Annotated in this window: 20 protein-coding genes; 4 read left to right on the forward strand and 16 right to left on the reverse strand. The window is 40.0% G+C overall.

Annotated elements, in window-relative coordinates:
• Positions 1 to 20: 20 nt before the first annotated feature.
• From NST66_RS12620 to NST66_RS12650, 7 genes are all read right to left on the reverse strand, one after another.
• The gene (locus tag NST66_RS12620) at positions 21 to 617 is read right to left on the reverse strand and encodes a TerD family protein (RefSeq protein WP_028408239.1); all 597 of its coding nucleotides are present in this window, start codon (positions 615 to 617) and stop codon (positions 21 to 23) included.
• Between the two features lie 285 nt (positions 618 to 902).
• Positions 903 to 4541: a multifunctional 2',3'-cyclic-nucleotide 2'-phosphodiesterase/3'-nucleotidase/5'-nucleotidase gene (locus tag NST66_RS12625; protein WP_098627199.1), complete on the reverse strand. Its 3639-nt coding sequence runs from the start codon at positions 4539 to 4541 to the stop codon at positions 903 to 905.
• A gap of 627 nt (positions 4542 to 5168) precedes the next feature.
• A complete protein-coding gene (locus tag NST66_RS12630) occupies positions 5169 to 5615 on the reverse strand; it encodes a DUF6376 family protein (protein WP_049164979.1) in 447 nt (148 codons plus the stop codon).
• A gap of 397 nt (positions 5616 to 6012) precedes the next feature.
• The gene (locus NST66_RS12635; protein ID WP_014459751.1) at positions 6013 to 6993 is read right to left on the reverse strand and encodes an ABC transporter permease; all 981 of its coding nucleotides are present in this window, start codon (positions 6991 to 6993) and stop codon (positions 6013 to 6015) included.
• Positions 6986 to 7897, reverse strand: coding sequence for an ABC transporter ATP-binding protein (locus NST66_RS12640; protein WP_014459750.1), 912 nt, complete (start codon positions 7895 to 7897; stop codon positions 6986 to 6988). Before NST66_RS12640 ends, NST66_RS12635 begins: the two co-directional genes overlap by 8 nt.
• Before the next feature lie 13 nt (positions 7898 to 7910).
• Complete coding sequence (locus NST66_RS12645; protein WP_033579231.1) at positions 7911 to 8705, reverse strand: GDSL-type esterase/lipase family protein; 795 nt, start codon at positions 8703 to 8705, stop codon at positions 7911 to 7913.
• Between the two features lie 23 nt (positions 8706 to 8728).
• Positions 8729 to 9607 (reverse strand): NAD(P)-dependent oxidoreductase, encoded by an 879-nt coding sequence (locus NST66_RS12650; RefSeq protein ID WP_098627197.1) that lies wholly within the window; start codon positions 9605 to 9607, stop codon positions 8729 to 8731.
• 345 nt (positions 9608 to 9952) lie between these two features.
• On the opposite strand from NST66_RS12650, the gene NST66_RS12655 reads away from it, so the two are divergent.
• Positions 9953 to 10153 (forward strand): cold-shock protein, encoded by a 201-nt coding sequence (locus NST66_RS12655; protein WP_013057405.1) that lies wholly within the window; start codon positions 9953 to 9955, stop codon positions 10151 to 10153.
• Positions 10154 to 10357: 204 nt separating this feature from the next.
• Here NST66_RS12655 and pdxR read toward each other — a convergent pair whose 3' ends face one another.
• The 3 genes from pdxR to NST66_RS12670 form a co-directional block, all read right to left on the reverse strand.
• Positions 10358 to 11791, reverse strand: coding sequence for a MocR-like pyridoxine biosynthesis transcription factor PdxR (pdxR, locus tag NST66_RS12660; RefSeq protein ID WP_033579233.1), 1434 nt, complete (start codon positions 11789 to 11791; stop codon positions 10358 to 10360).
• Between the two features lie 187 nt (positions 11792 to 11978).
• A complete protein-coding gene (locus tag NST66_RS12665; RefSeq protein WP_080754433.1) occupies positions 11979 to 12221 on the reverse strand; it encodes a hypothetical protein in 243 nt (80 codons plus the stop codon).
• A 141-nt stretch (positions 12222 to 12362) separates the two neighbouring features.
• The gene (locus NST66_RS12670; protein ID WP_034268570.1) at positions 12363 to 14063 is read right to left on the reverse strand and encodes a pyruvate oxidase; all 1701 of its coding nucleotides are present in this window, start codon (positions 14061 to 14063) and stop codon (positions 12363 to 12365) included.
• A 282-nt stretch (positions 14064 to 14345) separates the two neighbouring features.
• On the opposite strand from NST66_RS12670, the gene NST66_RS12675 reads away from it, so the two are divergent.
• Complete coding sequence (locus NST66_RS12675; protein ID WP_013057408.1) at positions 14346 to 14546, forward strand: cold-shock protein; 201 nt, start codon at positions 14346 to 14348, stop codon at positions 14544 to 14546.
• Positions 14547 to 14741: 195 nt separating this feature from the next.
• On the opposite strand, the gene yjcZ is transcribed toward NST66_RS12675, so the two are convergent.
• A complete protein-coding gene (gene yjcZ, locus NST66_RS12680) occupies positions 14742 to 14879 on the reverse strand; it encodes a sporulation protein YjcZ (protein ID WP_013057409.1) in 138 nt (45 codons plus the stop codon).
• A 266-nt stretch (positions 14880 to 15145) separates the two neighbouring features.
• Between yjcZ and NST66_RS12685 the strand changes: the two genes are divergently transcribed.
• Positions 15146 to 15382, forward strand: a complete 237-nt coding sequence (locus tag NST66_RS12685; protein ID WP_014459745.1) for a hypothetical protein — start codon at positions 15146 to 15148, stop codon at positions 15380 to 15382.
• A gap of 29 nt (positions 15383 to 15411) precedes the next feature.
• Here the strand turns inward: NST66_RS12685 and NST66_RS12690 are convergent, their stop codons facing one another.
• Together NST66_RS12690 and NST66_RS12695 are read right to left on the reverse strand one after the other, a co-directional pair.
• Positions 15412 to 15684, reverse strand: coding sequence for a hypothetical protein (locus NST66_RS12690; protein WP_045292176.1), 273 nt, complete (start codon positions 15682 to 15684; stop codon positions 15412 to 15414).
• Between the two features lie 142 nt (positions 15685 to 15826).
• A complete protein-coding gene (locus NST66_RS12695) occupies positions 15827 to 16024 on the reverse strand; it encodes a hypothetical protein (protein ID WP_048019147.1) in 198 nt (65 codons plus the stop codon).
• Between the two features lie 308 nt (positions 16025 to 16332).
• Here NST66_RS12695 and NST66_RS12700 point away from each other — a divergent pair, with 308 nt between their 5' ends.
• Entirely contained in the window at positions 16333 to 17115 is a 783-nt protein-coding gene (locus tag NST66_RS12700; protein WP_048019146.1) for an SDR family oxidoreductase, read from the forward strand.
• A gap of 16 nt (positions 17116 to 17131) precedes the next feature.
• On the opposite strand, the gene NST66_RS12705 is transcribed toward NST66_RS12700, so the two are convergent.
• The 3 genes from NST66_RS12705 to NST66_RS12715 form a co-directional block, all read right to left on the reverse strand.
• Complete coding sequence (locus tag NST66_RS12705) at positions 17132 to 17908, reverse strand: SDR family oxidoreductase (protein WP_034268574.1); 777 nt, start codon at positions 17906 to 17908, stop codon at positions 17132 to 17134.
• A gap of 104 nt (positions 17909 to 18012) precedes the next feature.
• The gene (locus NST66_RS12710; protein WP_028413040.1) at positions 18013 to 18975 is read right to left on the reverse strand and encodes a quinone oxidoreductase family protein; all 963 of its coding nucleotides are present in this window, start codon (positions 18973 to 18975) and stop codon (positions 18013 to 18015) included.
• A gap of 118 nt (positions 18976 to 19093) precedes the next feature.
• Positions 19094 to 20608, reverse strand: coding sequence for an acetyl-CoA hydrolase/transferase family protein (locus tag NST66_RS12715; RefSeq protein ID WP_340843403.1), 1515 nt, complete (start codon positions 20606 to 20608; stop codon positions 19094 to 19096).
• Positions 20609 to 20631: the final 23 nt, after the last annotated feature.

Below are 20631 nucleotides of genomic sequence, written 5' to 3' on the forward strand. Positions count from 1 at the left end.
TTTCCCTCTTTTCTAGTTGTTTATTTTGTATATTTGTTTGCAATTTCAGCCAATCCAGTATCTCTCGTTGCATCTCCAGTTGCTGAAAACTTCCACTCTTTTCCGTCTCGATAAATTTCACCTGCAAATAAAGCTGTTGCTCCTGAATGATCTTCAGATAGATTAAAGTGTACAAGCTCTTCGTTTTTAGCACTGTCCACAACACGGATAAAAGCATTTTTAATCATACCGAAATCTTGGTTTCGCTCAACACACTGATAGATGTTGACTACAAACACAAGTTTATGTACGTTTCCAGGAACATTTTTTAAATTAACAAAAATTTGTTCATCGTCCCCTTCACCTGCTCCGGTAAGATTATCGCCTGAATGCTTGACGCTTCCACAGTTACTATGACGATTTCCAAAATACACAACGGCTGAGTTACTTACAAGCTTATCATTCGAATTGAGCATAAGAACAGATGCATCGCAGTCAATCTCTGGGCCGCTTCCTCCAAAACCAAAAAAGCTGCGTTTTTTTACAGGGTCCCATCCTAATCCAACCGTAATAGAAGATAACCCTTCTCTTCCCTTTGTTAAATCAATTTTCTGCCCTTTTTGTAGATTAATAGCCACGTTTATTTACTCCTTTACTATAGCGAACACATTCTTTTACAGGTTCTATATAACTTTACATAATAGCGTAGATAAATGAAAAAATAGTGAAATCTTTGATACTATTTTTAACGTTTACGTAAGTCTTCTTATGGAGAGAATACCACAATTTGGTGATTGTTTCAAAAATTAAGCTATGTTTTATAACGTAAATTCATTGACTGAGAGTTTAAAATTCAAGTTAAACTATTAAAAAAAGGCTGTCTCTAAACCGGAAATCCGAGTTATGAGACAGCCTTTTTTAGCTTATTGAGCTATTTTTAAAGTCGGTTCTTGCTGTTCAGCTGTTTTAGCAGCTGCCACGTTTTGAATACGACCTTCAGCTTTGTATTCAAACGGGCTCTGAAGTGTTTTAATATAGTTTACCGTTGCTTGTAAATCTTCTGGTCCCACTTCCATATCTGAAGAAAGTGCGCCAATCCCGTATTTTTCATTTCCGTACATATAGTTATTCACTACTACCGTATATTCTTTTTCTTTGTCGATTTTACTTCCATCTGGTAGCGTAATATCGACTACTTTATTTGTGCTTCCATCCCACGTATAGTTAAAGCCTGCAATATGGAAATCTAGTCCAGATGATGTAATTTGATTATTTAACACCGTTTCTAAATCCGCTCCGCTTAGCTTTACTTTATTTAAGACGTTGCCAAACGGCTGAATCGCAAACAAATCACCGTATGTCACGTCACCTGCATCAAGCTGTGAACGAACGCCTCCGCCATTCATTAACGCAAAGTCAGCGTTCATTTCTGCTTTCATACCGTCAGCAATTAAGTTTCCAAGCGCGATATCACCTGTTGCTCCGCTAGAAGGATAGCCTTTTGCCAAATCTGTAGATGAATTCCCAACCACTTGTGCTTTAATAGGCGCTGCTAAATCTTCGTACTTTTTCATAATGCTTGAAACTTCAGGATCTGGCGTATAGTCTTTTTGGTATACGGTCACAATTTTTGCATCTTTTTTCACGATGTCACCCGTGTTATCAATTTCAACGTCTACGTCAGAAAACGCTGAGCCGTATGAATAAGCTTGAACGATTAGTTTGTTATCTACTACTTTGTTGTTGTATACGTGATTGTGAGCTGAAAAGATCACGTCAACTTCATCGTCAACTTTTTTAGCGATATCTGCTGCATCAAACTCGGTAGACGTTCCATTTTGATTAGATGGATTATGAGCAAGTACCACAATGGCTTTAATACCTTGCTTTTTCAACTCTGCCGTGTATTTATCAATTGCTTCTGCTTCGTCCGTAATTTTTAAGTTTTCATTTCCTTTACGAACAATCATGCTTGGCGTTTCTTGTGTTACAACGCCGATGAAGCCGATTTTCTTGCCGCCTACTTCTTTTATCGCATAAGGTTCTGTAATTAATTTATTAGTTGACGTATCATAAGCATTTGACGCTACTACCGGGAAATTCATGCCGTCGTATCCTTTTGTTCCTTTTGGATGGTCTCCGCCTTCAATCATACGGTGAAGCTCAGCAATACCTTCATCAAACTCATGGTTTCCAAGCGTCCCTACATCAAATCCAAGCGATTCCATCACTTCAACCGTTGGCTCGTCTTGAAACAGTGCTGAAACTAGCGGACTTCCGCCAATCATGTCTCCTGCATGAACTAAAAGCGTATTCGGATTTTCAGCTTCTTGTTTACGAATAGCTGCTGCTGTATATTTCATATTTCCAGCTAACAGCGATTGGCCATTTGAATTGATTTTTGTATCTGTATCGAGCTGACCGTGAAGGTCGTTCATGCCTAACAGCTGAATCTTTGTATTATCTTTTGATTCGCCGTTTAAATTAATTTTGTAAATGCCGAATCCTTTGTCGTCCGTTTTATTTGTATACGTAATGTTACTTCCTTCAGTTAAATAGCTTTCTCCGCGCGGTGAGCTTGTGAACGTCACGTTAGCCGTTCCGTTAATTGGTGCAATGGACCAGTTATCATCAGCTGTCGGCGTAATTTCTTTTTGTTCGGTGATGTAGTCCATTAGAATTTGACGGTTTTCATCCGCTGAATCCACCACAAGCTCGCTTCCTTTTAGACCAGGGAAGTTTCCGCCTCCGCCAGCTCGGTAGTTATTTGTCACAACGATAAACTCTTGATTCGGGTCAACTGGTTTACCGTTATACGTTAAGTTAACAACTCGGCTTGAATCTGCGTGAATCACGTTTCCATTCACATCGTATTTTGCTGGTTTTGTCACGTCGATTTGGTATTGAACGCCATCAATAACGTCAAAATTATAAACAGGGAAGCTTGGGTTTAATAATTCCTGCTCTTCTGTTTTGTTCGGTGTAATTTGATTAAACTTACCGGCAGACATATCAATCCAGTCTTTTACCACAGAACCTTTTACTTTGACCGCTTTTAACGTGTTGTCATATAGATACAGGTCGCCTGCGCTTCGAATCGTTAAGTCACCTTTTTTAATTTCCGTATATTCATCAACGCCGTTTCTTCCTGCTTTAAAAGGGGCTCCCACTGATAAAATCGGAAGGTCTTTATATTCCGGCTTGTTTTGAGAAACGTATTTTTCCACGTAGTCTTTTTGTGCATTTGTTACAACTTGAATAGAGGGATCATCTTTCACAAGAGAAAAATAGCTGTGAATATCATCCGTCGTTTTACCGATGGGTGTGTTCACATATTTAACCGTTGCATCGTGATCTTTTTGAACTGCTTTAACAACACCTTTATCCGGTTCTACCGTACTTTGCGTAACCGTTTTCCCTGACGCGTCTTTTACGTCTTTATACGTTTCACGCGTGGACGATTGAGAGTTTACTACTTTCCATTTTCCTTTTTCTTCTTTTAACGTTAAGTCAATTAAGCCAAGTGACCCTCCGCCGTAACCTGCTTGGACAGCCGGAACGCCGTTGATTGTTCCTTTTGTATTATCAACGCCAGGAAGAGGCTTTTTATCTGCTCCAAGGAACAAACCGTCTAGCGAAGCTTCCGTTTTAGCAGGGAAGACTTTATGCGTATGCGAAAACGTAATAGCATCAATGCCTTTTACTTCACTTAATGAGTAAATGACATCTTCCGTGTTTTGCTTATTGCTGCTAAACCCGGAGTGAGCCATCGCGACAACTACGTCCGCGCCTTTTTTCTTCATTTCTGGAATGTACTTGTTGGCTGTTTCCACAATGCCTTTTGTAATGACTTTTCCATCAAGGTTTGCTTTATCCCAATCGTTAATTTGAGGAGGCACAAAGCCAATGAAACCAACTTTAATCGTTCGTTTCTTTCCATTTTCATCGACGACTTTTTTATTCATAATTTTATACGGCGTAAATTTATTTTTGTCGTTTTTCGGGTTGTTGTCATGATCATCAACGTAAACATTGGCATTTATGTAAGGAAAGTTCGCGTCGTTATACGCTTCTGTTAAGAAGTCTAATCCATAGTTGAACTCATGATTTCCAAGTGTTGCAATATCGTAATCCAGCTGATTCATGGCTTTAAATACAGGATGAACTTCACCTTTTTTCAGCGGGTTAATCTTGGCTTTATACGTGCCTAGAGGCGTTCCTTGAATGAGGTCTCCGTTATCTACTAATAAGCTGTTTTTTACTTCTTTTCGAGCATTTTTGATTAAGGTAGCGGTTTTAGCTAAACCTACTTTTTCATAAGGGGCGTCTTTGAAATAATCATAGTTTAATAGATTCGTATGAACATCAGTTGTTTCCATCAGGCGTATATTCACAAGCGCATCTTTTTTATTGTGGCCTTGATGCTTGCTTTGCTGTGAGCTTTGTCCAGGGTGACGTTCTTCTGCTCCTGCCTGTGTAGTTAGAAGCGGCATTGATAATAAAGAAAGTGCCAGTGATGTAGTTAGTATTTTCTTCGTTTTGCTGCGTTTGTTCTTTTTCATCTACCATTCACCTTTCAAGTAAGTTATCATCGCTATAAATCTAGCAACTGTTCAAAAATAGTATAGCAGAAAAGATTTATAAAGGATGTAAATTTTTTGATTTTTTAGTAAACCATTTGTATGCGTTTTATTAACTTTTTGTAAACCGAAAAATTTTTTTTAGTTTCTCTCTTTAAAACAAAGGACTATAGTTTTTATTAATTGGATGAACCCTCCTTTTTAAATGAGTCTTATTACCTAATACATCAACGTTCCCACGTTCTCTTTTCATTCAAAAAAAATTTATTTCAAGCGGTGTGTATATATGTACTATACATAGGATATGAAAAGCAGACATTAAGTTTGTCACAGCTTCTAACAAAATTTCGTAGATATAAAAAAGAAAGAGAAGGTTTTTCCTTCTAATAAATAGATATATTTATATAATTTTACATTTATAACATGGAAACGAGATTGAATTATAAGGCATACCTACTATATCAATCCAATCTAAAGCATCTATACACATGAAACCTACGTTCATCCTACAAATAAAAAAATCCGAACGAAGTTGATTCTCCATCAAGAATCGTGATTCATCGTTCGGATTTTCTTCAATTAGCACACTTTTGTCCCAGGTTTGTTTTTTTACTGACCTAATTCTTTAATTTGTTTCATAATACTTGATACATCTTGAATTGATTGAAACAATTCACTGTTTTTTAGCGCTTCTGGATTGAAGCTGCCATCCTTTATATTGGCTTCATACGCTTCAATTCCACTAATGATTTTTTCGTTTTGCTGAACAAGCTGATCGTGCACATCAGAAGCGATGTCAGGAGCTTTGGTTTGATTAAATTCTTCGGCTTTCCCTTTCATTTCCTGCAGCTTTTGCTCGAGCTTTTTTATTGCCTCATCGTCATTAACAGCTTTTTCCGCTAGAGGCGGTATTTCTTCAGCAAACTTTTGAGCTTCACTCACGTAATCTTTCGCATCGTTTGCGTAGTTCAACGTACTGCTTGTATCTTCAAGAAAAGAACAGCCGCCGACCATAAAGAGAACAGCAGTTGACATGACTAGCATCCACTTTTTCACTTAGCACTCAACCTTTCTTATTTTCTTTTCTACTATCTTCTTTTCGATTTTCGTTTCTTTAACTCTTTCATAATAATGGGTACAGCTTTTTTTATTCCTTTTTTTACAGCGGGGCTTTTTAACAGTCTCGATAGTTTTGACATTTTTAAGCTCCTCTCTTCTTTTGAAATAACAAAAAACACCTTTACCATATGTGGTAAAGGTGTTTGTATCCAGACCTTTACCAATGGCAACATTGGCAAAGGTCTCGCTAACAATTTGCATTGTCAATAAAGCCGGAGATAATAATCTCGAAATGACGACTTTACTGCAAGAGCTACTCCCCTTTGAGCAAAACAGCATTTTTTGTTAACACAATCATAACGTATGTTCCTGATTATCGTCAACTTATATGGAATTAATACACATCTTTTTTGGTAAATACCAGAAACGACACGAGCAGCCCGGCAAGTCCCCAAATGGTTAAAACACCTAAGGAAAATCCTAGTGTCATTCCTTCAGTCGGAGGAGCTGTGCCTTGCAGGTAAGAAGTTAAATTTAAATTGACCATAAACAAGTACTTAGCTGAATTCCACGAAGAAACCATACTGCTTAAAATCGTACCTGCAATCAAACAAGCAAGCATCACACCCATACCAGCAGCCGTACTTTTAATTAAAACGGACAGCATAAAAGCAAGCGTTCCAACCACCAGGGATACAAACCAAGCAAGGCCAAATTCCATTAAAATATATCTCCACTGCGAAATTAAATGAACGTCCGCTGTATTCAAATCATTGCCCTGCACGCTAAATCCCGTAAGAATAGGCGCTGTCCAGCCTTTAAATCCAAATACAACGCCAGAAATAAGATACGATAAAACGCCAAACATTAAAATTAAAAACGAGACGGACATGACGAGCGTGATGTATTTACTAAGCAGGATTTTCCACCGTTTCACAGGCCTCGTCAACAGTACCTTGATGGATCCCAAGCTGTATTCTGAAGACACTAAATCCGCTGCAATAATCATAATCATCAGGGGCAACAGAAGCTGAATGGCGTTTTCAATGAACCCTCGCACAAACGTTGGCGCTCCTGGTTCTGAAGGATTGATATCGTTATCTAAGTAATACTGCTGCTGCGCCACGCGAATTTCAAGCTGCTTGCGCCAATCATCTGAAATTTGGCTTCCGCTCAGCCGGTTTTGCGTATCGATAATTTCTTGCTGCAGCGTACTGCGCCAATCGGTCGTTCCTAGCTTTTCTTGAAGGCGCTGCGTTTCGCGAAGCTGAGCATAGGTGAACATGGAAATCAAAACGCCCATAATAAGGGTAACGATTAACAGGCGCTTTTTTCGAACGAGCTTGATCATTTCATTTTGAACCAAACTAATCAATCGATTCGCCTCCTGTCATTTCGATAAATAAATCTTCAAGAGTCGGAAGCTTTCGGTTCATTTCTTTTACCGTTACTCCTGCTTGAATGAGCTGTTTGTTCCACTCTCCCACTTCAGCTTCCTCATAAAACGTCGTGACATATTCTCCCTGCACTTGCACAAAGTCCGTCACTTGTTTTAAGACGTCTATTCCCGCTGGCTGCGGATCTAGCTTCCACAGTAAGCGCTCCTGCTGAGTTAACAGGGTCTTCACCGATTCTGTGTGAATAACTTCTCCTTTTGCAATAATCGCTACTCGGTCACACATCAGCTGAATCTCGCTCAGCAAATGACTCGATACTAAGACGCTTAGACCTTCACTTTCAGCTAAAAAGCGAATAAATTTACGCATGTCCCGAATCCCAGATGGGTCGAGTCCGTTCGTTGGCTCATCTAAAATGAGCACTTTTGGTTTTCCGAGAAGCGCTTGCGCAATTCCTAAACGCTGCCTCATGCCTAACGAATACGTGCGAACTAAGTCGTGGATGCGCTCTTGCAAGCCAACTAATGCCACAACTTCATGAATGCGTTCTTCCGTCATAGAAGGAATCATACGTGAAAAATGCTGCAGATTTTCCCAGCCGCTTAAGTATGGATACAGCTCAGGATTTTCAACAATACAGCCGATATGCTCCATCGCTTTTGTAAACTGCTTCGATACGCTGTATCCACAGATAGAAATGGAACCAGCCGTCGGGCGAATCAAGCCGACAAGCATTCGAATCGTTGTCGTTTTACCGGCTCCATTGGGTCCTAAAAAACCGAACACTTCGCCTCTTTTTAATTCAAAATCAATATTTTTGATGATTTCACGTTTTCCTATTACTTTTCTCAGTCCTTTTACGGAAAGTGTTACTTCACTCATATCATTCCCTCCCTTACCACGTAATAAGCGATGCTACACGTTCTGCGATCAGCTTGTAGCCTTTTGCATTCGGATGAAACTTATCAGTATATAAGTAGTCATCTACCTTTAACTGAAACAAATCAAAGGTCGGAACAAAAACAGTTTGCTTATAATTAGCGCTTAATTCGCTGCTTTTATAATTCCATTCTCGTACAATAGCCGTTGTCGTTTTTGCATCTTGCAGGTTACTAAACGGATTATACAAACCAATTAAAAAAATCGTCGCGTCTTTATTTGCCGAACGGATGCTTTTTAAGATGCTGTCTACGTTTTTTAAATAGTCATTTTCTAGCTTTTGAATATTGTTTTTATTTAAGTTTTGCAGCGTTTGTCCACCTTGAAATAAGTCATTTCCGCCAATCGTAATCAGCACGGTGTCTGCAGACTTAATCTGTCGCTGAATTTGCTGCTGCTTTACTTGACTTGCCAGCTGCGAAGACGTTTGACCTTTTATTCCAAAGTTACTTAAGAGGATTTTTTTCTTCGTTTTTTCTTCAAGATTATCTTTTAAATACCCAACGTATCCTTTCCCCGCTGCGTCTCCTGTTCCTCTTGTCAGTGAATCTCCTAAAGCAACAATCGTATAATTTTTGGTACTTTTGTTACTGCTGCTTGTTTCTTGCTTCGGCTTTGGCATTTCTTTTACAGTAGCTTTTGAGGCGCTAACATAATCATAAATAGACATTCCAAGCCCTGCTGCAAACAGCAGACACGAAATAATTGAAATAAAGGATACGATCCATACCCACTTTCCTTTCGCTTTCACTGGCTGCACTCCTTTTCGTCTTTTTAGTTATCTTTTTTTAGAGCTTCAACTGTTTTTAGTAACGCCGACCAGTCTAAATGACCCCAGCCATTTTCAATTCCTTGTTCATAATGACCTTTCACAAGCTCTCCTAACGGAAGCGGCGCGGACACTTTTTTGGCTGCATCAATAGCCAAGTTTACATCTTTTAATCCAAGCTCCAGCTTAAATCCGGCTGGATCAAAGTCTCTTTTAGCAATTAAATTGCCGTAATTTTTATACACAGGAGATGCAAATAAGCTGTTAACCACTTCAAGAAACTGCTCCGCTTGCATCCCGTACTGCTCTACCATGACTACTGCTTCAGAAACAGCTTCTAACATCGATACTAGTAAAAAATTATTGCCAAGCTTAGCTACATTTGATAAGTAAGGCTCGTCTCCTACAGTAAAAATAGTTTGACCAATCGCTTCAAACAGCGGCCAAACGTGCTCTCTTGGTTCTTTATTACCTGCAACTATTACTTTGAGAGCCGCAGCAGCTGCTGCGTCGGGGCGCCCTAAAACGGTCGCTGCAACAAAATGCTGTCCTGATGCAGCATGTGCGCTTGTTAATTTTTCGGACAAATCTACGCTAATAGTACTCACAGAAACGTGAATACCGCCTTCTTGGAGGCCTGCAAGTATACCGTCTTGTGACATCGTTACTTCTTCTAAAGCCTCGTCATTGGAAAGAATCGTAAAGACAAGATTCGCTTCTTGTGCTGCTTGGGCAGGTGTCTCTACAACCTTTGCTCCTTTTTTCACAAGACTTTCCGCCTTTGAAGCAGTTCGGTTATAAATCACAAGTTCATGACCCGCTTTTATCATATTTTCCGCCATCGGTAATCCCATATTTCCTAAACCAATTAAACCCACTTTCATCTTTACCACTCCATTTCAGCGCTCAGTATGTACATTTATACTTGTTTTCTACCTTTAGAAAAACCATATTTTCATTATTATATAACTACAGTAAAAGCGAATACAAAGAATAGCCTTTCTAAAATGTTCAAAATGTGACATTTTTTAGACGTGTCTTATGAAAAACTTGTCAAAAAAATACGGATAGTTTTTAAATAAAGCGCTTGCAAGCATAGGAAATTTCTGCTAAGATATAAGAGAATTATTTTTGTTCGGTGGGGATGTATGAGTATTGTCACTTTTCGTCTTTAGATTTGAGCAAGAATAGTACCACAATGTGCGAGTCCGCACGAGGAGGCAACAATTATGGAACAAGGTAAAGTAAAATGGTTTAACGCAGAAAAAGGTTTTGGATTCATCGAGCGCGAAGGTGGAGACGATGTATTCGTACACTTCTCAGCAATCCAAAGCGAAGGCTTCAAATCTTTAGACGAAGGTCAAGCTGTAACATTTGACGTAGAACAAGGTCAACGCGGACCTCAAGCTGCTAACGTTCAAAAAGCATAAGAAACACAACATATCAGAAACAGATCCTTTAAAGGATCTGTTTTTTTGTGGACAAACATAAAAAAGCCCTGTTTTTCAACAGGGCCAGTCGGTACAAATACAGAAGTAAAGTTAATGGTACTCTTAGTATAGCACAAGATCATAACAATCTATACGAAATAATAAAATAAAACTTTCATCCAGCACGTTTACCTATGTTTATAGCTATTCCAGACTCTCTAGGGCGCTCGCAAATCGTTTAATTCCTTCTCGAATAACCTCTTCTTCCCCTCTGCCAAACGTAAAGCGAATAGCTCCGCTTTGAGAACTCAGCACGCTTCCTGGGACAAAGGCCACTCCTTTTTTAAGCGATTCTTCCAATAGACGATAGTCATCGACCGGCTGATTCACTTTGCACCATAAGTGAATCCCGCCTTGAGGCGAATCGAAAGATACTTTTGATCCAAGCAATTCGTTCAGACTCGACGACAGGGCATACTCTTGCTTTTTGAGCTCTTGTCTAAGCTTTTCAATATGAGAAGAAAACGTAGGAGAATCTAAGAATTGATAAGCAATCCACTGCGGAAAGATGCTGTGACCAAAATCAATTTGCTGCTTAGCGTCTGCCAGGCGCTGAATTACTTGCTCCGGCCCCACTATCCAGCCGATTCGAAGGCCTGATGCAACAATTTTAGAAAGCGAGCTGATATAGAGGACGTTTCCGTTCTCGTCCATCGATTTCAGCGTTTGATGTACATTGCCATCAAATGCCGTGAGTGAATAAGGATCATCTTCAATAAGCGGAATGCCGTATTCTGAAGAAAGCTCTAGAAACCGCTTTCGGCGCGCTTCTGATAACACAATACCGGTCGGATTTTGATAGTACGGATTTAAAAAAACCATTCGAATGCGATGCTTTTTATGTAATTCTACTAAGTCGTCCGGGTTGGCTCCATTTTTATCTACAGGCAGTAAAAACGTTCGTAGACCTGCTGATTGAAAGAGCGGCAGTGAATAGCTATAGGATGGATCTTCAATCGCTACTGCATCCCCTGGTTTTAACAAACACTGCACAATCAAATGAAGTGCTTGCTGTGCACCTGATGTAATTAGAATAGAATTGGAGTCAGTGGAGATTTTCCGGTACTCATAAACATGAGCAGCAATAGCATCACGCAAACGTTCATTGCCGTGGGGATGATCATAGCCTAAATGTTCATTAAAAGGCATGCCCGCTAATATTTGCTGAAAATCTTCGCTTGGAAATAAGCTAGGAGCTAACTCTCCGCTGGCTAAGTTCACAAAATCTGTTCGCAAAGCCTCGCTTCTGATTCGCTGTACGAGCGGTAAATTAGGCAAAAATGAACCGTCTTCTACATATCTCCCCCAGTTTGGAATACGTTTTCGGGAAATTCCCCAGATGCTCGAACTCACTCGCGTGCCGCTTCCTTTTTTACGTTCTACGATTCCAAGTGCCTGCAGCTCTTCATAAGCAGCTACTACCGTGCTTCTGTTCACGTTGAGCTCAGCGGCAAGCGTTCGTTCTGATGGCAGCATAGAATCCGGTGGAAAAGCTCCCGATGAAATACAGCTTTCAATATATTCTGCAATTTGTTTATAAATCGCTTTTTTGCTAGCGCGATCTGGTCTCCAGTTCATGCGGCGTCAGTCCTTACATTTAAACTTTCTTAATTAGTAGTTTATCCTTTATCTCTCTTATCTTAAAGCAGTTTTATAAAAAAAGACCATCCAATTCGGTGTTTTTTTGCTCATCCACTTTATCAAAAATTATAATAGTAGCTATTTTTCATTTTTAGGTATTTTAGTTTACATAATAATTTTATAGTTAATCATATTGAATGAATTTCACCATGAAAAAGAGATTGAGACATAACCACACCAGTCCAATCTGAAGACGAACAAATGGGATACATGAGCTCATATGGGTTGCTTGGTACACCACATTTGATTTCCGTGCAAGACTTCGCTTTCCGCGGGCGGCCGGTGAGCCTCCTCGTCGCATACGCTCCTGCGGGGTCTCACCTATTCCGCTTTTCCCGCAGGAGTCTTCGCCTTGCTCTCCAATCAACTGCTAGAAGCAACGAAATACATGAAAACTACATTCCATGCCAATAAAAAAAACCCAAACGAAGTTGATTCTCCATCAAGAATCTCGATTCATCGTTCGGATCTTTCTTCAACTAAATTACTTTCGTCACAGCCTATTTTTTTATAAAGGCGGTAAATCTAGCTTGCCTTCTTGAAACAATTCTTTCACCATGTGCTTGGCATACCCTGTTGCTTGCCCAAGCGTTATTTTTGCTGGCATAGGCGCTTCGTTTGCATCAACGATTACATCGATAATACACGGTTTATTCTGTCTAACTGCACTTTCAAAAGCAGGCAACAGCTCGTCTTCCTTTTCTACTCGGTAGCCAACACCTCCGCAGATATCTGCATACCTAGCAAAATTCGGGTTTGTTAAATCTGTCCCAAATTCAGCATTTCCCATTACTTCTTGTTCAAATTTAATCATGCCGATTTTATGATTATTAAATAGCACTACGACTAGCGGAAGATTGTATTTAACAGCTGTAATAAAGTCAGCCATTGTCATCGCAAAGCCGCCGTCTCCACACACCGCAAACACCTGCTTCTCGGGATAAGCAATTTTTCCAGCAATTCCGCCCGGCAGCCCGCATCCGAGAGTGGCTAACCAGCTTGAAATCACAAACTGCTGATTTGTCATCCGAAAATGACGCGCCATCCATACTGTGACGTTTCCTACATCTACAGACAAGACCGCGTTATCATCCGCTACGTGCTGAAGCGCTCGAATCACTCGCTGAGGCTTGATAGGTACACTTTCTTTGGCTTCTTGGTTATCAAGCTGATTCCACCACTTTTTCATACGTTCTTGACTTTGCTCTAAAAACTGGCGATGCTCTGAGCGGCCCACATTTTCTAAAAACCACTGAACCGTTGCTTTCGCTTCTCCTGCAAGCCCCGCATCTACAGGATATCTTTTGCCAATTTGTGCAGGATCAATATCAATATGAATCGTTTTCGCATGGTCTGGCAAAAAGCCTGTAAACGGATAGGACGTCCCAATCATGATGAGCGTATCCGCTTCTTGCATCGCTTCATACGCTGGCTTTGTCCCGATTAATCCAAGCCCTCCGAGACAATATGGATGCTCATCCGGTATTGCGCCTTTTCCAGGAAGCGTAAGGACAATAGGTGCTGCGATTTTTTCTGCAAATGCAAGCAGCTCTTCTCTCATTTCATGTGTGCCTCGACCGGCTAGGATAACCGGGCTTTCCGCTTTACCAATCAAATCTTTTGCTTTTTCAAGATCTTCTCTATGGGGAAAAATGTCTTGCTTGACAATGATGCTTGATGTTTCTCGTGCTTCTGATCCAACTTCAAAACGAGGAATATCATCGGGAATGGTTAACACAGCCACACCTTTTTTAGCATACGCTGTTCGAATCGCTTGATTGACAACAGTCGGAAGCTGCTCAGCGGACATGACTCGCTGGTTATATACAGCCACATCATCGAACATTCTCTCTAAATTAATTTCTTGAAACGCATCGCTGCCGATGAGATCTGATTCTACTTGCCCCGTAAGTGCTAAAACGGGCGCTTTGTCTAATTTGGCATCATATAAGCCATTTAGTAAATGAATTGCTCCCGGTCCGGCAATAGCCGTGCATACACCGATTTTACCCGTTAACTTCGCATATGCAGCTGCTGCGAGAGCTCCCGCTTCTTCATGCCTTACTTGAATAAATTTAATTTTATCCTGGGCTTTGCGAAGCGGTTCAATAATTGAATTAATGGAGTCTCCTGGCATGCCGTAAATATGATCAACGCCCCATTCAATTAGCAGTTCAATCAGTTTTTCTCCAGCTTTTTGTTTAAACATATGACTACCCCTTTCTTCTTATATATAGAGATAGTGTGACCTGATACGCTCTTTCTTACTTATTTTCAGCCGTATAATTTTCGTTTTCTTTCGTTAAAAGAAGGCAACATCTTCGTTAAATTTTCTTCATTCCTTGCAATTATCATTATCTTTTGATATTCTATAAGAAGAATTATTTTTGTTCGGCAACAATCGATAGGTGAATACTTTCGTCTTAAAGATTTTGATCATGAGCAAGGATAGTAATACAATGTGTGCATAGCACACGAGGAGGCAACATTCATGGAAAAAGGTACAGTAAAATGGTTTAACGCAGAAAAAGGTTTCGGATTTATCGAGCGCGAAAACGGCGACGATGTATTCGTACATTTCTCAGCAATCCAAAGCGAAGGATTCAAATCTTTAGACGAAGGTCAAGCTGTAACATTCGACGTTGAAGAAGGTCAACGCGGACCTCAAGCTGCTAACGTTCAAAAAGCATAAGTAGTAAAAAGACTCTGATTTCAGTCAGAGTCTTTTTTTATGTAGAGCTACGCATAAATTTTTTTAACATGTAGTTTATACACGTTATTATAAATAGTAAACTAAAAGAGTCTCTTCATTCCGAAGAGACCTTTTGTGGAAGAAATAGTTGAAGAAATAAAGTGTGGATGTTGCATCGTCCTCATTTTTTAATAATTAGCACCAGCCGCCGCCGAAGCAAGAAGCGCCGATGATGATTAATAAGATGAAAAGTACAATGATTAAAGCGAAACCGCCGCCGCAGCCACCGCCGCCATAACCACAACCGTATCCGTAACCTCCGTAGTATCCCATGTGTTTCACCTCCATTTGCTATACTTTAAGATATGTGGATTTAGTTAAATTGCTCCTAATAATTCCATAGAACTTTTGAAAATGTTTGTCATACACTAAAATACTGAGCTTCTCAAACAAGTTCCACAAAGTGATAAAATATCTGATTTTATGGGCATTTACTCCTCTTTTCTTTATCTTTTAAAAATGTAATCGCTCCCTTTTTCATGAATGTACAATGCGCTGAATACCTTTAGTTATGTACACTCACACAGGAGGGATTCAATATGTTAACACTCGAAATTTCAAAGCAAATCGTTAAAAACGTCTACCCTATTGTCTTATCGAACCGCAGTAAAATCTTTCAAGAGGAAGTGAGCGTCGCCGCCTTGCAAGACTACTTTGGTCTTGATCATGCCTTTAGCGTATATGCAGCTGCCACCATTATTTATCAGCTAGAAGCTGACGGATATGTATCCAAACCTCTGAAACGCAGCGAATACAAGCGAATTTTGCTCAAATAAAAACAAGCATCCCCGCAAGGATGCTTGTCTTATTTATAGCTATACCTGTCGAATAATTGCTCGACTCTTTTGTGATAGTCCGCAAGGTAATCAGAGAGCTCCGTTTTGCTCAAATTATTGGCCTGCTCCTCAAATAGTGACAGCAGCGAAATTTTAATCATTTCCATTTCCGTTTCCGAACGATTTTCATTTCGCAAATCTTTTCTTAAATTCCACAGGCTTTGCTCCATTTCATGCTTTAATTGTTCTAGTGAGTGTGGTTCTTCAAATCCGGCACGAATGTCTTTTTTAAATCCACTCATCTTATCACTCCTCGCATTTGCACCTGCTAGATAGTATCTAATGTATACTATACCATAAATAACTATACGAGGCTTAAGCATGCATTTTAAGCAATTGGTCACAAAATAAAAAACATCTCTTTGGATGTCTTTACGTTACTTTTTATCTTACTTCGTCTTCTTCACCTTTTACATATTTAAAAAATGAATCAATCATTTCATTTAAAAAATCATTTCGATCTTCAAAATTCATAATTTCTAAAAACTCCACAATATCCTTATCTAAGCTAATAGCAGCGGGAACATAAGCAGCTGCTTCCCTTCTTTGCGGGAATGGAATTACATTATCTTTCTTCTTCATAAAACACCGTCCTTTTTCTGTGCTTTACTAGTGTAAGCTTTCAAGGAACGATTTGCAAGTCCCTCTGATGTAAAATTTTATATAAACATTCTTCTGAAAAGACAGAGTATATCTTTAGCTACTCAAGTAAGCTCATTTGACCTTAGCCTTTTTCGTGTTCTGGCGTCATATTAATAATTCGCCGCTGTTTTCTCTTTTCCTTTTGGCATCTTTTAGCAAATTTAAACACAAATAGTTTAAAAGAGGTTTTTATTTCCTTCTTATAGGTTAAAGAAAGGAAACAACATTTTTATATGGAGGGGTTACAAATGATTGCATTAACTGGAAAAGTTGCGCTTGTGACGGGAGCGGCATCTGGAATTGGACGGGCTTCAGCCATTACCTTAGCTGAACAAGGAGCGCGCGTTGCTCTTTTAGACTTAGAGGAAGAAAAACTACAAGAAGTAAAAGAGACCATCATGGCGAGCGGCGGAGAGTGTATAGCCATTAAAACAGACGTATCTGACTCTGAAAGTATAAAAGAGAGTATCGAAACGATTAGCAGCTTATGGAGTCAATTACATATTGTTTCTATTAACGCAGGCATCAACGGTACGTTTTCTTCTATTGAAGAACTATCACCAGAAGATTGGACAAAAACAATTGATACAAATTTAACGAGTACTTTTTTAACCGTGAAGCATTCTATTCCTTATTTAAAAGCTCAGGGAGGAAGCGTTATTATTACTAGCTCCATTAATGGCAACCGTACATTTTCAAACATCGGCATGAGCGCATACAGTTCCTCAAAGGCTGGCCAAATGGCCTTCGGCAAAATGGCAGCTCTTGAACTTTCTACATACGGAATACGCGTTAACGTTATTTGTCCAGGAGCAGTTGATACAAATATTGAAAGCAATACATTCCGTCAAGAAGACAAATTAAAAGAAGTCGCGATTCCAATTGAATATCCAAACGGCAATCAGCCGCTTGCTAAACGCTCGGCTAAGCCTGAAGAAGTAGCAGATTTAATTTCCTTTTTAGCTTCTGACGCATCCAAACATATTACCGGAAGTGAAATGTTTATTGACGGCGGAGAATCGCTGCTGTAACGTACAAGCCCCTGCATTATCTGCCAGGGGCTTGTTTTTTGCTTTTATGAACAACGTCTACTCCACCCGAAGCAGATATAATGCTGCCTGTAATCATATCTGAGTTTTCATCACAAAGAAACTCAATAATACGCGCAATGTCTTCTCCCGTACCTGATCGGCCCACAGGCGTTTCCTTGTCTTCTAGTAATCTTGCTTTTATGATATCATTTTCTTTCATGTCTCCTACAATATCTCCGGGACAGACCATATTGGCCGTAATCCCGTATTCGGCTACTTCTAGAGCAAGCGATTTGGTCAGAGAAGCCAGCCCTGACTTAGCGGCACTAAAAGCCGCGCGGTCCATCCATCCAGGGGTATGCTCTACATCTTGAAAACCGTATGTAATAATCCTTCCAAACTGCTGCTTTTTCATAATAGGAACAACAGCTTTAACAAAGTGAAAAACAGAGCTTAAATTCCCTTCCACCATTTCATACCATTCACTGTCTGTGTACTCTATTAATTTCTTTCTTTCAAATACATACGGACCTGCATTATTAATTAAAACATCAATACGTCCAAACCGCTCCATAGCCTGCGCAACGACATATTCAATATCTTCTTTATTTGTTATGTCTCCTTCTACAAACTGTACGTTATCACTATATTGATGCCATTCTTCTTGCAGTTCTCGCACTTTATTTTTATCACTGCGAAAATGGACGGTAACGGAATACTGCTTTTTCAGAAACTGTTCTGTTACTTTTTTGCCAATACCTTTATGACCTGCCGTAATTAATGCATGTTTCATCGACCTTCACCTCTTTTACTCTACTTCTCTACTATATATATTAGACAGCTCCTTGATTTCTCCTTTACTAACGGAAAAAAGCCCTTGACGAAAGGGCTTTTCTTTTACGGTCTTAACAAAATTTTACCTGTACTTTTTCGGCTTTCAAGAAGCTCATGTGCTTTCGCTCCGTCTTTTAAGTCAAATACCACAGGATCGGTTAGCACAAGCTGACCTTTACTGATCCACTCAAACAGCTGCTGTGAGCGTACTTTGCGTTCTTCATAAGATACAAGTACGTTCCACAGATCTCCTCCTGTAAGCGTTTTAGAGGTATCCATCAACATACGCGGATCCACTGGAGCCGGATCGCCTCCTGCCATTCCGTAAAACACTACGGTTCCTCCTGTTTTTACGGCTTCAAAGCTTTTTTCTAGCGTAACCCCTACAGATTCGTAGGCAACATCTGCGCCTCGCTTCGTTACTTCTTTCACTTGTTCCACCCAGTTATCTTCGTATAAAAAGACATAGTCAGCCCCTGCTTGAGCCGCTGCTTTTGCTTTTTCAGAAGATGACGTTAAGCCAATAACCTGTCCGCCTAACAGCTTAGAAATTTGAACTAAAAGCTGCCCTACACCTCCAGCAGCTGCGTGAACAAGTACATAATCACCCGGCTGAATGCTGTAGCTGTCTTGTGTTAAATAGTGAGCCGTTAACCCTTGCAAAAGCACAGAAGCAGCTGCATCAAACGAAATATCGTCAGGTACAGCAATTATTTTATCCTGTGGCACGGCAACAAGCTCTGCATTTGCAAAAGGAACGTCAGCAAACGCAATGCGGTCTCCTACGTTAACGTGACTTACTTCTGCTCCTACTTCTTCTACCACACCTGCTCCTTCATATCCTAAAATATATGGAGGTGTACCCGTTAAGTGATAGTTCCCTTTTCTTCGGTAAACATCCGCAAAATTAAGTCCAATTGCTTTTGTTCTTACTAGTACATCTGTTGGTCCAATAGAGGGATTCGGTATATCTTGATAGTGAAGAACGTCAGGTCCTCCAAATCTTTCAAATACTAATGCTTTCATATATAAGTTACCTCGTTTTCTTTATGTATTCCCTTTCATCGTAATTCAACGAGATAACAAACACAAGTTTCTTACTCAGCAAAAAACGCTTTGTCTCCTCATGAGACAAAGCGTTCATTTACTTTGTTTGCGCTAAAACTTCTCGCATTGTTCCATTTTTTTGATAAGACGTATGAAAAGAAAAGGCTTTTTCAAGAACGTGCGGTGTTTGGCCGCCTCGCGTGAGCGCTTCTTCGTAATACGCCATAAGCTGATCGCGATACATTGGGTGGGCACAATTTTCAATAATGCGTTTTGCTCGTTCTCTTGGAGCGAGTCCGCGTAAGTCTGCGTATCCTTGCTCTGTTACAATGACATCCACATCGTGTTCCGTATGATCAACGTGCGAAACAAACGGCACTATGCTTGAAATATCACTGTTTTTAGCAATGGATTTTGTTACAAAAATACCAAGGCGCGCATTTCGGGCAAAATCTCCTGAGCCTCCGATTCCGTTCATCATTTTTGTTCCCATCACATGTGTGGAATTGACGTTTCCGTAAATATCTAGTTCTAGCGCGGTATTAATTGAAATCAGCCCTAAACGACGAATGATCTCGGGATGGTTGGAAATTTCCTGCGGACGAAGAATGAGCTTATCTCGATAGGCTTCAAAATTAGAGAAAACTTGTTTCATTTTATCTGCTGAAAGCGTAATTGAGCAGCAGGAAGCAAACGTAACTTTTCCTGCGTCAAATAAATCAAACACGGCGTCTTGCAATACTTCTGAATACACTTCTAAATCATGAAACTCCGAATCTAACAAACCGTGGAAAACGGCATTTGCCACGGATCCAATTCCAGATTGTAAAGGAGCAAGCGATTCAGTTAATCGCCCTTCTTTAATTTCTTGGCGTAAAAATGAAATCAAATTTTGAGCCATCACAACCGTTTCTTCGTCAGGTGCTACAATTGTAGACGGTGAATCTAGCTGATTTGTAAACACAATACCCTTTACTTTATCTAAATCAATTGGTATGCCTAACGAACCAATACGATCATCGGATTTTTTCAAAGGAATTGCATCTCGCTTTCCTTGAGCGCCCGGATCATACAGATCGTGAATACCTTCTAACAGCTCTGGCTGCGCTGTGTTTATTTCAATAATAATTGATTTTGCATGCTCGGCAAACACCATTGAATTGCCGATTGACGTTGTTGGAATCATCATTCCGTCATCTGTGATAGAAACCGCTTCCAAAATAGCGAAATCTATTGAATCTAACACGCCTGAACGCACCCATTCAGAAGTATGCGATAAATGCTGGTCAATAAACTGAAATTCACCTTCATTAATTTTTTTACGCATCGTCGGATCCGCTTGAAACGGCAGGCGTTTGTTTAACATGCCTTTTTCTGCAAATAGCTTATCCACATCTGACCCAAGTGAAGCACCGGTATACACGCTGACTTTTATTGCCTCAGTTTCCGCTCGTTTCGCTAGCGCAAACGGCACAGCTTTGACATCGCCCGCGCGTGTAAAACCGCTTAGACCAAGCGTCATTCCATCTTGAATCCAAGACGCTGCTTCTTCAGCAGAGACAACGCGATTCTGTAATGCTTCATGCTTAATTCGATTACGTACGTTTTCCATTCTCTTCACTCCTTGTTTTTGCT

The organism is Priestia sp. FSL W8-0524, assembly GCF_038005965.1.
GTDB classification, from domain to species: Bacteria; Bacillota; Bacilli; order Bacillales; family Bacillaceae_H; genus Priestia; species Priestia zanthoxyli.

Coding starts and splice junctions, on each gene's coding strand:
- NST66_RS12625 (WP_098627199.1), bottom strand. CDS start 4,541: ATGAAAAAGAACAAACGCAGCAAAACGAAGAAAATACTAACTACATCA.
- NST66_RS12640 (WP_014459750.1), bottom strand. CDS start 7,897: ATGAGTGAAGTAACACTTTCCGTAAAAGGACTGAGAAAAGTAATAGGA.
- NST66_RS12650 (WP_098627197.1), bottom strand. CDS start 9,607: ATGAAAGTGGGTTTAATTGGTTTAGGAAATATGGGATTACCGATGGCG.
- NST66_RS12655 (WP_013057405.1), top strand. CDS start 9,953: ATGGAACAAGGTAAAGTAAAATGGTTTAACGCAGAAAAAGGTTTTGGA.
- pdxR (WP_033579233.1), bottom strand. CDS start 11,791: ATGAACTGGAGACCAGATCGCGCTAGCAAAAAAGCGATTTATAAACAA.
- NST66_RS12670 (WP_034268570.1), bottom strand. CDS start 14,063: ATGTTTAAACAAAAAGCTGGAGAAAAACTGATTGAACTGCTAATTGAA.
- NST66_RS12675 (WP_013057408.1), top strand. CDS start 14,346: ATGGAAAAAGGTACAGTAAAATGGTTTAACGCAGAAAAAGGTTTCGGA.
- yjcZ (WP_013057409.1), bottom strand. CDS start 14,879: ATGGGATACTACGGAGGTTACGGATACGGTTGTGGTTATGGCGGCGGT.
- NST66_RS12685 (WP_014459745.1), top strand. CDS start 15,146: ATGTTAACACTCGAAATTTCAAAGCAAATCGTTAAAAACGTCTACCCT.
- NST66_RS12690 (WP_045292176.1), bottom strand. CDS start 15,684: ATGAGTGGATTTAAAAAAGACATTCGTGCCGGATTTGAAGAACCACAC.
- NST66_RS12695 (WP_048019147.1), bottom strand. CDS start 16,024: ATGAAGAAGAAAGATAATGTAATTCCATTCCCGCAAAGAAGGGAAGCA.
- NST66_RS12700 (WP_048019146.1), top strand. CDS start 16,333: ATGATTGCATTAACTGGAAAAGTTGCGCTTGTGACGGGAGCGGCATCT.
- NST66_RS12705 (WP_034268574.1), bottom strand. CDS start 17,908: ATGAAACATGCATTAATTACGGCAGGTCATAAAGGTATTGGCAAAAAA.
- NST66_RS12710 (WP_028413040.1), bottom strand. CDS start 18,975: ATGAAAGCATTAGTATTTGAAAGATTTGGAGGACCTGACGTTCTTCAC.
- NST66_RS12715 (WP_340843403.1), bottom strand. CDS start 20,608: ATGGAAAACGTACGTAATCGAATTAAGCATGAAGCATTACAGAATCGC.